At 72.7% G+C, this 15119-nt stretch carries 12 protein-coding genes; 7 read left to right on the top strand and 5 right to left on the bottom strand.

The genetic code is table 11. From position 1 onward, the window contains the following. Positions 1-479: 479 nt before the first annotated feature. Entirely contained in the window at positions 480-1016 is a 537-nt protein-coding gene (locus tag WMF20_RS27935; RefSeq protein WP_437604981.1) for an FHA domain-containing protein, read from the top strand. Between the two features lie 44 nt (positions 1017-1060). Here WMF20_RS27935 and WMF20_RS27930 read toward each other — a convergent pair whose 3' ends face one another. Beyond that, positions 1061-2101, bottom strand: coding sequence for a hypothetical protein (locus WMF20_RS27930; RefSeq protein ID WP_437604980.1), 1041 nt, complete (start codon positions 2099-2101; stop codon positions 1061-1063). Positions 2102-2391: 290 nt separating this feature from the next. On the opposite strand from WMF20_RS27930, the gene WMF20_RS27925 reads away from it, so the two are divergent. Together WMF20_RS27925 and WMF20_RS27920 are read left to right on the top strand one after the other, a co-directional pair. Continuing rightward, positions 2392-3459, top strand: a complete 1068-nt coding sequence (locus WMF20_RS27925; protein WP_437604979.1) for a hypothetical protein — start codon at positions 2392-2394, stop codon at positions 3457-3459. Continuing rightward, the gene (locus WMF20_RS27920) at positions 3459-4922 is read left to right on the top strand and encodes a hypothetical protein (protein ID WP_437604977.1); all 1464 of its coding nucleotides are present in this window, start codon (positions 3459-3461) and stop codon (positions 4920-4922) included. The genes WMF20_RS27925 and WMF20_RS27920 overlap by 1 nt, the downstream gene beginning before the upstream one ends. Here the strand turns inward: WMF20_RS27920 and WMF20_RS27915 are convergent. Beyond that, entirely contained in the window at positions 4883-6466 is a 1584-nt protein-coding gene (locus WMF20_RS27915; protein WP_437604976.1) for a ferritin-like domain-containing protein, read from the bottom strand. The two genes, WMF20_RS27920 and WMF20_RS27915, sit on opposite strands and share 40 nt — an antisense overlap. Positions 6467-6567: 101 nt before the next feature. On the opposite strand from WMF20_RS27915, the gene WMF20_RS27910 reads away from it, so the two are divergent. Together WMF20_RS27910 and WMF20_RS27905 are read left to right on the top strand one after the other, a co-directional pair. Continuing rightward, positions 6568-7929 (top strand): flavin-dependent oxidoreductase, encoded by a 1362-nt coding sequence (locus tag WMF20_RS27910; protein ID WP_437604975.1) that lies wholly within the window; start codon positions 6568-6570, stop codon positions 7927-7929. Between the two features lie 238 nt (positions 7930-8167). After that, entirely contained in the window at positions 8168-9085 is a 918-nt protein-coding gene (locus WMF20_RS27905) for a transposase (protein WP_437617175.1), read from the top strand. 400 nt (positions 9086-9485) lie between these two features. Here WMF20_RS27905 and WMF20_RS27900 read toward each other — a convergent pair whose 3' ends face one another. Beyond that, positions 9486-10715: a hypothetical protein gene (locus WMF20_RS27900; RefSeq protein WP_437604974.1), complete on the bottom strand. Its 1230-nt coding sequence runs from the start codon at positions 10713-10715 to the stop codon at positions 9486-9488. 137 nt (positions 10716-10852) lie between these two features. Between WMF20_RS27900 and mazG the strand changes: the two genes are divergently transcribed. Further along, on the top strand, positions 10853-11707 hold the full coding sequence (gene mazG, locus WMF20_RS27895; protein ID WP_129577299.1) for a nucleoside triphosphate pyrophosphohydrolase: 855 nt from the start codon (positions 10853-10855) through the stop codon (positions 11705-11707). A 227-nt stretch (positions 11708-11934) separates the two neighbouring features. Here the strand turns inward: mazG and WMF20_RS27890 are convergent, their stop codons facing one another. Further along, on the bottom strand, positions 11935-12543 hold the full coding sequence (locus tag WMF20_RS27890; RefSeq protein WP_437604973.1) for a hypothetical protein: 609 nt from the start codon (positions 12541-12543) through the stop codon (positions 11935-11937). Next, a complete protein-coding gene (locus WMF20_RS27885) occupies positions 12540-13127 on the bottom strand; it encodes an RNA polymerase sigma factor (protein WP_437604972.1) in 588 nt (195 codons plus the stop codon). Before WMF20_RS27885 ends, WMF20_RS27890 begins: the two co-directional genes overlap by 4 nt. A gap of 291 nt (positions 13128-13418) precedes the next feature. Here WMF20_RS27885 and WMF20_RS27880 point away from each other — a divergent pair, with 291 nt between their 5' ends. Beyond that, entirely contained in the window at positions 13419-15068 is a 1650-nt protein-coding gene (locus WMF20_RS27880) for a SulP family inorganic anion transporter (protein WP_437604971.1), read from the top strand. Positions 15069-15119 lie beyond the last annotated feature (51 nt).

The following is a 15119-nucleotide window of genomic DNA, read 5'->3' as shown; positions in this document are numbered from 1 at the left end:
CGGACGGGGGCGGCGGGGAGGCCGCGCCGCCGGGCACGCGAGCCGAGGGCGAGGGGGGCGAGGGGAGATCGGCGCGGTGTGCAACAGGCCTCGAGCCTGGGGCGCTGGCTCGGGACGCGGTGCCCGCTGGAGCGGAACGCGGTGCGGGCGCCGGCGTCCTCCTCCCCATCCGGCACAAGATGGTTGCGCCGGAGGTCGCCTCGACGCGGATATCGGCTGTCGACGAGAGGCGTCGTGTTGCAGAGACACCGATTCGTGGCCGGCGCCGCGTCGATCGCGAGCCGGGTGTGGTGAGCGCCGACGGTGTAGTCAGCGCGGCGCCGGAGGCTCCATCGCTCCAACCGAGGCGCGGCGCGGCGCCCGGTGATCCCGTCGTGGACTGATGTATAAAGGCCTATCGGGACCCGACGGGCGGGCGGTGCGTCGCTCGGCCGGGCGCCGCCTGCTCGAACAGCACGGAACCCGGGGAAGATCTTGTCATGTTGACCTTCGCGACGCTTTGTGCCCAGACCCGGGCGCTCTCACGGATGGCCTTCGACCGGAGGTACCCGCACGCGTGGCTGCTCCGGGAGCTCGGCCCCGAGGATCAGCCCCCTCCGTCGTTCAAGACCGTCTTTGCCGGCACCTCGCCCGGCTCGCACAGCCAACCGGCCCTGGTCCGTCACCGCATCTCGTCCGCGATGAGCGTCGCGTCCCACGGCTGCGAGCTCCTGCCGGTGACGAAGCGCCCGGAGAGCCCCTGGCAGGATCGCATCACCATCGGGCGCGCCCCGAACAGCGATATCGTCCTGCGCGACCCCTCCGTCTCGAAGGCCCACGCGCACATCTCGGTCCTGATCGCGGACACCCCGCTGCTCCACGCGAGGAAGAGCACCAACGGCACGTTCCTGAACGACCGGCTCCTCACGCCGGCCGGGGAGGGCGCCCCGCTCCGCAGCGGCGACATCCTCCAGTTCGGCAACGTGGTCTGCGAGTTCATCCTGAACGCCGATCTCTACCGGCTCGTCGTCCGCTGAGGCCGGGCCCCTCCGGCCCCCGCTCGCGCGCGCGGCCGCGCGGCTCAGCTCCGCTCCGGGTGGGGCGCGCGGAACAGCACCTCCACGGGGCCCGCGTGCGTCTCCACCACGTAGCTCGCCTCCACCGGGGCGCCGCCGCGGAAGGCCCTCGTGATCTCCTTGCGCCGGTTCATCAGCTCGACCAGGCCGAGCGCGAGCGCCTCCGAGGCCGTGAGCTCCTTCGGCGTCGGCTTGCGGCCGATCAGGTCCTCGTCGACCATCGCGAGCGTGGGGTAGGCGTCCGGCCCGGCCAGCTCCCAGCGCTGCTCGGCGACCTCGGCGCGCAGCGCGGGGTGCAGGTCGCTCGCGCGGTCGAAGCTCAGCGAGAAGAAGCCCGCCGGCAGCGACGCGGGCGGCGCGTCCGGGAGCTTCGCGGTCTCGGCCAGGTAGAGCTCGAACCCGCGCGCGCTCTCGAACAGGAGCACGCCGTGGCTCTGGCCGGCTTGCCCGACGACGCAGAGCGCGAGGTCGCGCGCGCCGAGCGACGGGATCGACAGCGCCATGATGTCCGCGTCGGTGGGCACGGCCTTCCAGGGGGTGGCGCGGTAGAGCGCGGCCGCCGCGCGGAAGAACGACGCCATCGCGGGCGCCTCGATGCCGCCGCCGAGGAAGCTCGGCGTCAGGCGGCCGTCCCGCGCGCCGAGGTGCGCCTCGAGGTCCTCGGCCACGACGTCGATCTCCGGCGTCGGCGCGACGCGGACCTCGATGGCCGGGCCGAGCCGCGCCCGCAGCGCGTCCGCGAGCGCGGGCGAGGCCACGCGCACGCGCTCGGGCAGGCGCGGCTTCCCCTCGAGCGGGCCGCTGACGGCGGCCTCGAAGCTGTCGACCGCCCCCGCCACGACGTCGCCGGGGCGCAGGGCGGCGCAGCTCAGCACGAAGCCGCGCTCGGTCATCCAGACGACCGCCTCGGGGCGGTACGCCTCGTCGCCCTCGTGCACGAACGCGCGCAGGGAGAAGAAGCCGCCGATCCACTCCTCGTCCCGGCGGGGCAGGGAGGGCGCGCGCTTCTTGGACCGCTTCTTCTTGGGGGCGGGCACGGAGGACATCAGGGCACCTGTTCGCGGGAGCGCTCCAGCCGGTACGCTCGATGACGCAGGAGCCAGGGGCGAGACCGGGATCGAAGGCGGAAAGCTAGCGCAAAGGCCGCGGGGATCGAAGCGGAACGCGGGCGCGCGGCCGGCGGCGCGCCCGCGCGCCCGCGCTCGGGTGCCGGCGCGGCGGCGCGCGAGCGCGGGCCTTTCGGCCTGGCGCTCCTCGCGGTGCCCTGTTATCGGTCGTCGAGGTCCAGCGCGCGGACCTGACGCAGGTGCTGCTCGCCGGCCGCCCAGGGGACTCGATGGCTGAAGAGATCTGCAGAGGACCCCGCCGCCGCGCGGGCGGCGCGGGGCGCGCGGCGCGGCGGGTCCTCGGCCGCGCCCCGCTCGGGCTCCTCGCGGCGCTGGCCGCGTCGGCGACGGCGGCCCCGGCCTGGGCCGAGCCGACCATCGCGGAGCGCGCGCGGGCCGACGCGCTTCGCCGGGAGGCGCAGGAGCTGCTGGCGAGCGACCGGCCGGATGCGGCCTGCCCGAAGCTCGAGGAGAGCGAGCGGCTGCGCCCGTCGACCGAGACGAAGCTCGAGCTGGCGCGGTGCCACGAGCGCACCGGCCGCCTCGCCAGCGCGTGGGCGCTCTACGCCGAGGTCGAGGCGGCGGGCGGCGACGCGAAGCAGGGCGTCGAGGCGCGCGAGCGCGCGGCGGCGATCGCGCAGAGGCTCCCGAGGCTCGCGATCCTGGTGTCCGACGAGGTGAAGGCGCTGCCGGGGCTCGAGGTGGCGCTCGACGGCGCGGCGGCGCGGGGGGTCGGGTTGGCCCGCCCAGTCGAGCCGGGGAAGCACAGGGTCACCGCGACCGCGCCCAGCCGGCAGGCGTTCTCGCGCGACGTCGAGGCGAGGCAGCCCGGCGAGATCGTCGAGGTCCGCATCACGGCGCTCGATCCGCAGGCGGCCGCGCCGGCGCCCGCTGCCGCCGACCTGGAGCGGCGCAGGCCGACGCCGTACGGCCCGAGGCCGGATCCGATCCACCGGAACCTGATGTGGGTGACCGGCGGGCTCGCGCTCGCTGGCATCGCGCTCGGGAGCACCTTCGGGGGCCTGGCGATCTCCACGTGGGACAAGGTCGAGAACAGCGCCGGGACGGCGTGCAGGAACGCGGAGCGTTACCTGGACTGCGCGCAGCCGGTGCCCGATCTGGCCAGGAGGGCGATGTCGTACGCGACCGTCTCGGATTTCTCCTTCATCGCCGCGGGCGCGGCGCTCGCCGGCACGGCCGTCCTCTGGATGACGCTGCCCCCGGACGGCCCGCGCGCGAGCGCGCGCGTGCAGATCGCGCCGGGCGTCCTCGGCGGCGCCGTCCTCGGGGTGTTCTGATGGCGTTCGAACGCCGTGCGCGGCGCTGGCTGGCGAGCGCCCTCCTCGCGGCGGGCGGCGCGGGCTGCGCGGAGATCGCAGGCATCCAGGCGATCGCCGAGCAGGGCGTCGGGGGCGGGACGTTCAGCGAGCCCGGCTACACGTGCCAGTGGGCGACGTCGTTCGGCGACGCCGACACCACGCTCGGCGGGCTCGCGGCCGACAGCGACGGCACCTTGTGGCTGGCGGGCGGCTTCAAGGGCGACCTCACGGTCGCCGGCGGCGCGCTCACGGCGGGAGGCGCCGGCAAGGACGTCTTCGTGGTGCACCTGGCGCACGACGGCAATCACATGTGGAGCGAGCGCTTCGGGAACGCGGAGAACGACACCGCGACGCACACCCACCAGGCGACGTCGATCGCCCTCGGCGAGGGCAGCGTCTATGTCGCGGGCGACTTCACGGGCAGCCTGTCGTTCGGCGCGGACTGCGGGGCGCCCGCGGACGGCGGGGCCGGCGACGCGTTCGTGGCGCGGCTCGACAGGCACGATCCCGGCGGGGTCGCGGCGTGCGTGGTGCACGGGTCGCGCGGCTCCGACGAGGCGAGGGCGGTGGCCGCGGAGGGCGATCGCGTCTTCGTCCTGACGTCGCTCCAGGGCGGGGCGGACATGGGGTTCTCCAGCTACGATGGACAGACCCTCGCGAACGCGTGCAGCGGTGTCTTCTCGGGCCTCCAGGGGGCGCGCTACCGGCCCCGGGCGCTCCGCGTGTCCTCCGGCGAGGCCTTCGTGGTCGCCGATTTCGAGGGCCGCGTGAACGTCGGATTCCCCGGCTCCGAGCGCGGGCTGCCGCCCGGCGACGCGGTCGCGGAGGGGACCGACTCCGTCCTCGCCTCGTTCCCGGCGTCCTGGATCTGCGATGGATCGAGCGCCGAGGGCGCCGGCCTCTGGTACCGGCACTACTCGTCCCTCCCCGGCGATCAGCGCGCCGGCGCCATCGCGGTGAACGGCGCTGGCGTCATCCTGGCCGGCTCGTTCGACGGGCAGATCGATCTCGCCGGCGAGCTCGTCGCCACGGAGGAGGACGGCTTCGCCGCGCACCTCGACCGGCGCGGCGTCGCCACGTGGGCCAAGCACCTCGGGGGCAGCGGGGATCAGTCGGCGCAGGTCGTCGGGCTCGACGCGCTCGGGCGGGTCGTCGTGGCCGGGCACTTCCGGCAGCAGTTGATGACCGACGACGCCGAGGTCGCCGGGGAGGCCGGCGAGGGGGACATCTTCCTCGCGCGGCTCGGGGCCGCCGGCGGCGCGACCGAGTGGCTCGGCGCGCTCGGCGGCCCCGGGCTCCAGCAGGTCCAGGCGCTCGCGATCTCCGGGACGGACGTCTACCTGGCGGGCACCTCCAGCGACGATTTCGCGCTCCTGAACTGCAAGGTCGAGGCCGAGGGCGGTCAGCTGTTCGTCGCCAAGCTCTCGGTCTCGTCGCGCTGAGGGCCGGCCGCGGGGCGCGGGCCGCTGCGCTCGCCGCCGCGCGCGAGCAGCGCCCGCGCGCACGGCGCGACGACCTGCGCGAGCGCGCGCTCCCGGAGCGTCCGCCGGTGCGCTGGCGACAGCACGCCGAAGCCGAGCAGGCCGCTGCGCGCGGCGTCGTCCGGGGTTGCGGGGGCCGGCTCCGAGGCGGCGGCGGCGAGCTCGTCGGCGACCGCGCTCGCCAGGGAGGGGTCGCGCTCGATGGCCCAGGCGGCGAACCGGAAGGCGAGCTCGGCGTGCCGCGCCTCGTCCTCGGCGATCGTCTCGAGGGCGCGCCGGACCGCGGGATCTGTCGCGTGGAGGGCGGCTTCTGCCGCCTCGATCGCGGCGATGGTCTCGCCGATGCACCCCTCGCGGAGGGTGGTCACGAGGATCTCGCGGGCGCTTTCGCCGCCGAGGGCGCCGTCGATGGCGAGGGGCCCGGGGCCGACGCCGCGTCCGGCGAACGCGCTGGCCAGCGCGAAGCACAGGCGCGCGTGCTCGGCCTCGTCGCCCATGGCCGCCTGGGCCGCGCCGACGAGCTCCGGCGGGGCGCCGAGCGAGAGGAGCTGGAGCGTGAAGCGGGCGAACGCGGCGATCGACGCGTGCTCGAGGAGGGCGACGCGGGTCCAGTGCTCGGCGAGCGCCGCCTGCTGCTCGGCCGAGAGCCCGTCGCGGCGAGGCGGCGCTCCCGGCGAGGCGCCCCGCCAGTCGTCGCGCGCGGCGGGCTCGGCGGTGCGCTCGACGCCGGCCACCAGGAATGGCCGGCCGATCACGCAGTTCGGCTCCGCGCAGGTGTGGCGCAGCGCCTGGAGCGTGCACTGCTGGTCCCCTGGGCAGTCGCCGTCCCCGGCGCAGTCGTCGGCGGCCGTCTGGCAGGCGAAGCCGGTCCCGCCGCAACCCGGGTTGAGGACGTAGCTCGAGCAGAGCAGCCTGCCGCAGTCCTGATCGCTGGTGCACAGCGCCTGCACGCACTGCCCGACGGGGTCGCCGCACAGGCAGATCTGCCCCTCGTTGCATTCGGCATCGGTCGTGCATCCGTAGTGGCAGAAGCACCCTGGTGGCGCTTCGCCTCCGAGGCCGGGGCTGCAGAAGCCGTGCGGCTGCTCGGTGCAGTCGGCGTCCGAGGAGCAGCTGCTGGCGCCGGCGCCCGGGTCCTTGCACGCCTCGGGGCGCGGGAGCGGGCTCGCGCAGGTGATGACCTCGGCGCGGTGCATCCAGCCGCCGGCACAGCGCACGTACCCGGTGTTCTGGCCTGCGACGAGGATGGGCTCGGGATCGTCGCACGCGAACGGGAACCCTCCCGGCGGCGCGCTTCCCGTGCTCCCCGCGGGGCCCGCGCCCGAGCTCGCGGCCGGGCCGTCCCCCGTGCTTGCGCTCGCCGCGCTCGCGTTCGTGCCTGTTCCACCGCTGCCGCCCGAGCCCTCGTCGGCCGTGACGTCGCCGCCGCAGCTCAGGGCGGGCGCGATCGCCAGCACCGAGAGCAACCTCGCACCCCAAGCGTCTATCGAGACAAGCAATCTCATGGCATCAACCTCGTTCGAGGATCTTACCCGCGTTCGACCCTGCCGTCGCTGCCCCGGCGAGCGCGCTTGCCGCGTCGTTCGCGGCGTGCGACCGTGGCGCCATGCGTGTCTTGATTGCCGGCGGCGGGATCGGCGGTCTGACGGCGGCATTGAGCCTGCAATCGGCCGGCGTGGAGGCGTGCGTCGTCGAGGCAGCGCGCGAGATCAAGCCGCTGGGCGTCGGCATCAACCTGCTCCCGCATGCCGTGCGAGAGCTGACGGAGCTGGGGCTCGGGGACGCGCTGGCGGCGACGGGGATCCCCACGGCCGAGCTGGTGCATTACGATCGGTTCGGGGGCCGGATCTGGGCCCAGCCGCGGGGCATCGCTGCCGGGTATCGCTGGCCTCAGATCTCGATCCACCGCGGCGAGCTCCAGGCGATCCTGCTCGCGGCGGCGCGGCAGCGGCTCGGGGACGCCGGCGTGCGCACCGGGCTCGCGGTCGAGCGGTTCGAGCAGACGGGGGCCGAGGTGCGCGTCTCGCTGCGGGATCGGCGGAGCGGCGAGCTCGAGGTGGTCTCCGCGGACGTGCTCGTCGGGGCGGACGGCATTCACTCGGCGGTTCGCGCGCAGCTCCACCCGGCGGAGGGGCCGCCGCGGTGGAACGGCATTCACATGTGGCGAGGCGTGACCGAGGCCGAGCCGTTCCTCACGGGGCGCAGCATGATCATGGCGGGCAGCAACCGGGCCGCCAAGTTCGTCGCATATCCGATCTCGCGCGGCGCGGAGCTCCGCGGCCGGGCCGCGATCAACTGGGTGGCGGAGGTGCGCTTGCACGAGGGGGCGGCGGTCGCGCCCGCGAGCTGGGACCGGCGAGGTCGCCTGGAGGACGTCCTGCCCCATTTCGCCGCGTGGCGCTTCTCCTGGCTCGACGTCCCGGCGCTCCTCGCCGCGGCTCCGGTCCTGTTCGAGTATCCCATGGTCGACCGCGACCCGCTGCCGTGGTGGGGCGCTGGCCGGGTCACCCTGCTCGGCGACGCCGCTCATCCGATGTTTCCGGTCGGCTCCAACGGGGCTTCCCAGGCGATCCTCGACGCGCGCGTGCTGGCCTGGCACCTCGCCCGGGCGAGCGATCCGGAAGCGGCGCTGTCCGCGTATGAGGCCGCGCGTCGGCCACCCACGAGCGCGCTCGTCCTCGCGAACCGGGCGATGGGCGCCGAGCGGGTCATCGCGCTGGTGGAGCAGCGAGCGCCCGCGGGGTTTGCGCGGATCGAGGACGTGCTGAGCGGCGCGGAGCTGGAGGAGATGAGCCGCGGCTACGCGAGGATGATCGGAACCGACGTCGAGGAGCTCAACGCCCGGCCGTCGTGGAGCGTGGGTGACGACCCCCCCCCTCGACCCGACCCGGGTTGTGGGGTGACGACCCCCGACCCGACCCGGGTTGCGTGGGCGACCCGGGTTGCAACCCGACCCGACCCGGGTTGAGCGACCCTCGACCCGACCCGGGTTGAGCGACCCGACCCGCGTCGAGGTTGGAGACGCGACCCAGGTTGGGGGCACGGGGGGGGCACCGGCGCCCAGGAAGGCAGCAGCCAGCCAGGCGAGCGCTCTGGAGACCTGGCGGCCGCCACCCGCGGAACGCGGCCGCCACCCCCGAGAGGATGGCAACTCATCGAAATCACTCGTCACAAACCTGGCACGACGTTTGTTTTGTGCGATGGCCATGAGCCAGCCTCGCGAGATCGCTCCAGGCGCTACGTATATGATCACCCGTCGCATCTTGCGTCGGCACCTGCTCCTCCGACCTGATGCGGTCATCAATCAGCTTCTGATTTATGCTTTAGCGATCTCCGCCCGTCGTTACGGCGTCCAAGTCCATGCGCTCTGCGCGATGTCGACGCACCTACACTTGATCGTGACCGACGTGACGGGCGTATTGCCGCGCTTCCTGCAGTTCTATCATCGCATCGTCGCGCTCGGGACGAAGGTAATCCGCGCCTGGGAAGGACCAGTGTGGGACCACGAGGCCCCGAGCGTGGTGCGGCTGCTGACGCCCGCGGCGGTGGTGGAGAAGATCGCCTACGTCCTTGCCAATCCCGTGGCCGCTGGCCTCGTACGGCATGCGCGTGAGTGGCCGGGCGCCAAGGTGGATGCGAACGAGCTCGGCCGAGGCGTGCTGGGCGCGACGCGCCCCTCCGCGTATCTCGATCCAGAAAACCCGCATTGGCCCGAGGAGGTGGCGCTTCCCCTCTCGTTGCCGCCGGCATTCGAGCTCAACGCGGAGGGCTTTCGTCAACAGGTCGCCGCCGAGCTCGAGCGGCAGGAAGCGCAGGCGCATGCGCAGATGCAGCAGCATGGACGCAGATTCCTGGGGGCCGATCGAGCCAGTACGATCTCCCCTTACGAGCGTGCCACGAGCTTCGAAGCGCTACGCGAACGCAATCCTACTTTTTCGGTCGGTCGTGAGCAGGGTGATGCGTGGCGAAGCGCAGGCGCGGCTGTGCGGGCATTTCGCGCGTCATACCGCGCGGCGCTCGCGCGATGGCGCGCCGGCGTACGCAGCGTGCTATTCCCTGCAGGAACGTGGTGGATGCATGCGTTTCACGGCGCCAGCGTGACGGACGTCGTTCTCGCGATATGACCATGGATCCAACCAGCTACTGACCCGACCCAGGTTGAACCAACGAACCCGACCCAGGTTGGAAACAAATAACCCAACCAGCCCGACTCGGATTGGGGCGTGGTGGCCGGCGCAGGTCGGGTAGTGGTCGTCCCTCACTTGCGCGGACAGTCTCACTATGCCGTGAGCGCGATCACGTAAGTCTTCGATTCGATTTCGATCGGGCTCATGTAGGCAGGTCGTGAGTGCCGTTTGGGGCGATCGGGCCGCTGTACCGCGAGTCGGTCGTGCGACGGAAACGCCGCCTGCTGCGTGCTGCGTGCTGCGAGCCTCAGTGCTCCGGGAGGCTTCGGAAGCGGGGAGGACCATTACGGGGGCAACCCGGGTCCGGGTCGGGTCTCCTGGTCTCCTCGTGCTGGGCTTACGGGGGCAACCCGGGTCGGGTCTCCTCCTGGCCTTTTCCGGCTACGAGGCCCGCGAAGGCGGCCGCGAAGCGGCGCCTCAAATCCTCGTCCGTGACCAGCTTGTCGCGCAACGCTCGCGACAGCTCAAGGTGGTAGAATGGCGCGCCCATCTGGCGCGACCACCGCGCCTGCACGTTGGTGACGCCACCGAGCTTGTTGATGTCGGCCGGGTAGGCGAGGACCTTTCCGTCACTGACGACCGCCCGCAGCGGGGCGAGCAGCCGCTCGAGGTTAGCGCCGTGCCCCACGGCGCTGGCGATGGCGGAGGCCGGCGCCGAGCTGTCCTGAAAGCCGTGCAGTTGCACCGCCGGCATGCCGGGAAAGCTCTGGAGCAGCGCCCGGTGGGCCGACAGGAAAAACGAGCGCTCGGCATGCGCCACGTCGGCGAAGGCAAGCGCCGCAGCCAGCCGCTCGCGGGCGGCAAGGATGTCCCCCCGCGCGCCGCCTCCTGCCCCCAGGACGCCGTCGCTGCCGCCCGCGCCCGCGGCGCCCCCGGACCCCGCCCGCCCGCTGCCCACCGCCCGAGCGCCGTCCCCGGTTGCCTGCGACTCGGCGGCCGTGTCATCCGCGCTCGCGCCGCCCGTTCCTTCGCCTTCGTCATCCCCGACGGCGTTGCTTGGCTTCGGGCCGCCGCCGTACCGGTGCGATGTGTTGACGATCAGCGCCCGCGCTCGCTGCGCCTCGAAGATGGCCAGGGCGATGGGCAGCGTCCCCTGGTCGAAGAAGGTGTGCGGCGCCTCCACGATGAGCGGCGCTGCTGCGCCTATGCGCAGCACCACCGCGGCCGCGCCCCGACGGCGCGAGTCGTCCTCGGATAGCACCCAGAGCTCGCGCCCGGGGACCGCCCGCAGCGCGAACCCCGGTGGGGCCGCCGGAGGTGGCTGCCGGTTCTGGGCGGCGACCCCCGCCGATGTGATCCACGTTACGTAAGCGGCCTCTTCCGCGTCGTTGGGTGGCTCTGCGATGAGGTGGCGCCCGCCCTTGCGCAACGGGGCAATCTGCTCGTCAAGCGCTTCCCTCTCCCGCCCGTCGGCCGCCTGGACCTCAACCACGGTCGGTACCTCCACCGTCCCCACCGCAGAGGCCGACAGGCTCGGCGCCGGGCTCAGAGCGCTCCCGACGCTCCGACATACCCCCTGCGAGCACCCGGCGATCGTGAACAGCACCACATAGCCTGCGCTCTTCATGGTCGTCCTCGCCGCCGAAACCTCGACGACGTTTGTACTTTTCTCACGGCACCGCCCGCGAATCCACAATAACGCGTTGCGCAACAACGCTTCGCCTGCTCTTCCGCGGCGGGGGCGGTTTGCGCTAGTAGCACTGCATGCCTCGCCCCTTCGATCCTGTGGAGGCGCCGCCGCTTCCGGAGCAGGTCGGTCGCACGTTCCCTCGCCTGGTCGAGCTGATGCAGCGGCTCCTTGCGCCCGACGGATGCCCGTGGGACCGCGAGCAGAGCTTCGCGACGCTGCGGCGCTACGTGCTCGAGGAGGCCTGCGAGGTCATCGATGCCATCGACGGCGGCGACCGCAAGGAGCTGTGCGCCGAGCTCGGGGATCTCCTGCTCCAGGTCGTCTTCCAGGCCGAGCTCGCTCGGGCCGAGGGGGCGTTCGGCCCCGACGACGTGGTCGCCGCGATCTGCGAGAAGCTCGTGCGGCGCCACCCCCACGTGTTCGCGGACGAGAGCGCCGAGAACGCCGACGAGGTGCTCCAGAACTGGGAGCGCATCAAGGCGGCGGAGCGGGCCCGGCAGGGCAAGGACCGCGGGGTGCTCGGCGGCGTTCCCCGCAGCCTGCCGGCGCTGACCCGGGCGCAGCGGGTCGGCGAGAAGGTCGCGCGCGTGGGCTTCGACTGGCCGGACGCGCGGGGCTCGCGCGCGAAGGTCGAGGAGGAGCTCGGGGAGCTGGATCGGGCCTTCGAGAGCGGCGACCCCGCCGCCATCGAGGAGGAGCTCGGCGACGTGCTCTTCGCGCTCGGGAACCTGGCGCGCCACGCCGGCGTCGACGCGGAGGGGGCGCTGCGCCGCACGATCGACAAGTTCACCCGGCGCTTCGAGCACGTCGAGCGGCGGGTCGTCGAGCGGCACGGCGGGTGGCCCGCCAAGGCGTCGGACGACACCCTCACGCTGGAAGAGCTCGACGGCTACTGGGACGAGGCCAAGCGCGGCGAGCAGCGGACCTGACCGGCCGCGAACTCAACCCCGTTCGCGCGGAATCGGGGCAAGCTCAACCCCGTTCGCGCGGGGCGAGCTCAACCCCGTTCGCGCGGGGCGAGCTCAACCCCGTTCGCGCGGGGCGAGCTCAACCCCGTTCGCGCGGGGCGAGCTCAACCCCGTTCGCGCGGGGCGAGCTCAACCCCGTTCGCGCGGAGCCTGCGCGGGCGGGCTCCCAGGCGCGCCCGGGCTCAGTCTTAGTCGCGCACCGCGGTCAGCACGAAGCGCTCCCGCACGCGCGCCTCGTTCGACTCATGACGGACGTGGATCTCGTAACGGCCCGGCTGGGCGACGGCCACGCTGAGCGGCGCGTCGCCGCGGTAGCGCGTGAGCCGATGCGAGCAGCGCTCCTGCCGGCAGTGCTCCTCCAGCGCCCCGCCCTGGCCGTCGGGCAGCCGCACGCGCACGTGCTCGGGGACCTCGAGGTGAACCACCGTCGGCTCCTCGGTGTGGCGGTGCGTCCACAGATCGAGGGGCATCCACGCCTGACCGTCGTCCGTCAACGCGACGGCGAGCTCCTCGGAGCGCTCGATCGCGGGAGCGCTCGCGCCCCCGCCGCCCACCAGCGAGACGGCGGCCGCCAGCGCGGCGAGCGCCGGCGCCGCGATGATCGCTCCCCATCGCCACGGAGTCTGCGCCCGCTGCGATCTCTTGCCGCCCTCCGCCGCAGAGCGCTCCGGCCGCTCGGGGAGCTTGCTCAACGCGCGCTCGACGAGCGCCTCCGAAGGGCTCATCGCGCGCAGCGCCCGCACGCTCGCCGCGAGATCCTGCGGAATCGGAGGCAGATCGTGGTCCTGTCCGCTCACGTCGATCCCTCTCGCGCCGCGAGGACGAGTTGCGCCGCCACGCGCTCGTATGCATCGCGAAGCCGCGCGCGCCCCCGGGCGTGGCGGCTCTTCACCGTCCCCTTGGGGATTCCGAGGAGCTCGGCCACGCTCTCGTAACCGAGCTCCTCGATGTCGCATAGCACCACCACGGTGCGAAATTCCTCGGGCAGCTCCTGGAGGCAAGCGAGGAGCACCTCCGTGTCCTGGCTCAGGATCGCGGCCGCCTCCGGGCTCGGAGCTTCGGCGCGAGGCAGGATGCCGAGCGCCTCGGTGCACACGTCGACGAGCCGATCGAGCAGGCCGCGGCGCCGCGCGTCGGTCCGGTAGGCCTCCAGGTACTCGTGCCGAGCGATCCCGCAGAGCCAGACCCCGAGGTCCGAGCGCCCCTCGAACGACGCCGCGTGCAGGTACGCCTTGAGCAACGCGTCCTGGAACAGATCGTCCGCCTGATCCCGGGCGCCGCAGAGGGAGATGCAGAATCGGTACAGGCGGGGGAGCACCGGGCGCACCGCCGCCTCGAACTGCGCGCGCGATTCGCCGAGGAGGGGTCGCGATTCGGTCATGAGGGCCGTTCGAGCGCCTGGAGCGTCGAGGCCCGGGACTTTAGCGTGGAATGGACGGCGAGGTAGCACCCGCCGCTCGGGCCACGGCGGGGCGAGCAGCGGCACCTCGAGCGGGGGAGCGCTGTACATTGACGCCCCCTAGGACGGAACGTACCCCCGCGCAGGTTCCTGCACATCGCATGAAATCGTCGCCCCGATCGGGAACCTCGGGGCGAGTGGTCCCGTCCTGGGGCGTGTTCCGACGAACAGCGGGCCCACAGGATGCCCGCGTATCCGAGGGCCGACCACCCCATGTCCAAGCCGATAATTTCTACAGGCGCGCCGGCGCAGGCGCCCGCGTCCGCCTCGTGGAAGAACGACCTCGTCTCAGGCTTCCTCGTCTTCCTGATCGCCCTGCCGCTCTGCCTCGGCATCGCCATGGCGAGCGGGTTCCCGCCCATCGCCGGCGTGCTCACCGCCGTCGTCGGCGGGATCATCGCCACCTGGCTCGGCAGCGCGCCGCTGACCATCAAGGGCCCGGCGGCGGGCCTCATCGTCATCGCCCTGGGCGCCGTGCAGGAGCTCGGCGGCGGCGATAACTCGGTCGGATATCGCCGCGCGCTCGCGTGTATCGCCGTCGCCGCGCTGACACAGATCGCCTTCGCGCTGGCGCGCGCCGGCAAGCTCGGCGACTTCTTCCCCGTCTCGGTGGTGCACGGCATGCTGGCGGCCATCGGGATCATCATCTGCTCGAAACAGATCCACACGCTCCTCGGCGTTACGCCCGCGGCGAAAGAGCCGCTCCACCTGATCCTGGAGATCCCGCGCAGCCTGTCTCGGCTGAACCCCGAGATCGCCTCGATCGGCGTCCTCTCGCTGATCATCCTCTTCGGCTATCCGGCGGTCGCCAAGACATCGCGTTTCCTGCAGAAGATCCCTGCGCCGATGCTGGTGCTGGCGCTGTCCGTGCCGCTCGCGTACGTCTTCGATCTCGAGCACGAGCACACCTACACGCTCACGGCGACCCACGCGACGTACGCGATCGGGCCGAGCTTCCTGGTCAACCTGCCGGGGAACCTCCTCCAGGCGATCGTCTTCCCCGACTTCAGCCACGTCGGCACGTCCGCGTCGATCAAATACATCGTGATGTTCTCGCTGGTGGGCAGCATCGAGTCGCTGCTGTCGGCGAAGGCGGTCGACTCGCTCGATCCCGCGAAGCGCCGCTCCGATCTCGACCGGGATCTGCTCGCCACGGGCATCGGCAACCTCATCGCGGGCCTGCTCGGCGGGCTGCCGATGATCTCCGAGATCGTCCGCAGCTCCGCGAACATCGGCTACGGCGCGAGGAGCCGCCTGTCGAACTTCTTCCACGGCACCTTCCTCCTGCTCTTCGTCGCCTTCGCGCCGGGGCTGATCCACCGGATCCCCCTCGCCGCGCTCGCCGCCATGCTCACGTTCACGGGCACCCGCCTCGCGTCCCCCAAGGAGTTCGTGAGGACGCTCCGCATCGGCAGGGAGCAGCTCATCATCTTCGGCACCACGGCCGCGTTCTGCATCGCCTCCGATCTGCTCGTCGGGGTGGCGGCCGGCATCGCCGTGAAGATGCTCATCCACGTGATCAACGGCGCGCCGCTGCGCGTCCTCTTCCGGCCGGACGTGGAGGAGCGCGCCGAGGGCGGGCGCGTCGTGCTGCGCGTCAAGCACGCCGCGGTCTTCAGCAACTATCTCAGCATCCAGCGGAGGCTCGCGAGCCACGCGAACGCCTCCAGCATCGAGATCAACTTCGCGGAGGCCCGCCTCGTCGATCACACGGTCATGTCCAACCTGCACGAGCTGGAGGGCATGATGAAGCGCGAAGGGCGGACATTGACCCTCGCGGGCCTCGGCGATCACTTCCAGATGTCGTCCCACCCGCTCTCGGCGAGGAAGAGGACCATCATCAGCCCCGTCGCCGAGCGCTGAGCCGAGGCGAGGCACCACCGCCGCGGCGGCGCCGCGCGGGTGAGGCCTCGG

Source organism: Sorangium sp. So ce834 (assembly GCF_051521425.1).
Classification (GTDB): domain Bacteria; phylum Myxococcota_A; class Polyangia; order Polyangiales; family Polyangiaceae; genus Sorangium; species Sorangium cellulosum_D.
Note: the sequence above shows the minus strand (reverse complement) of the source record. Positions and strands in the feature narration are given on the sequence as shown.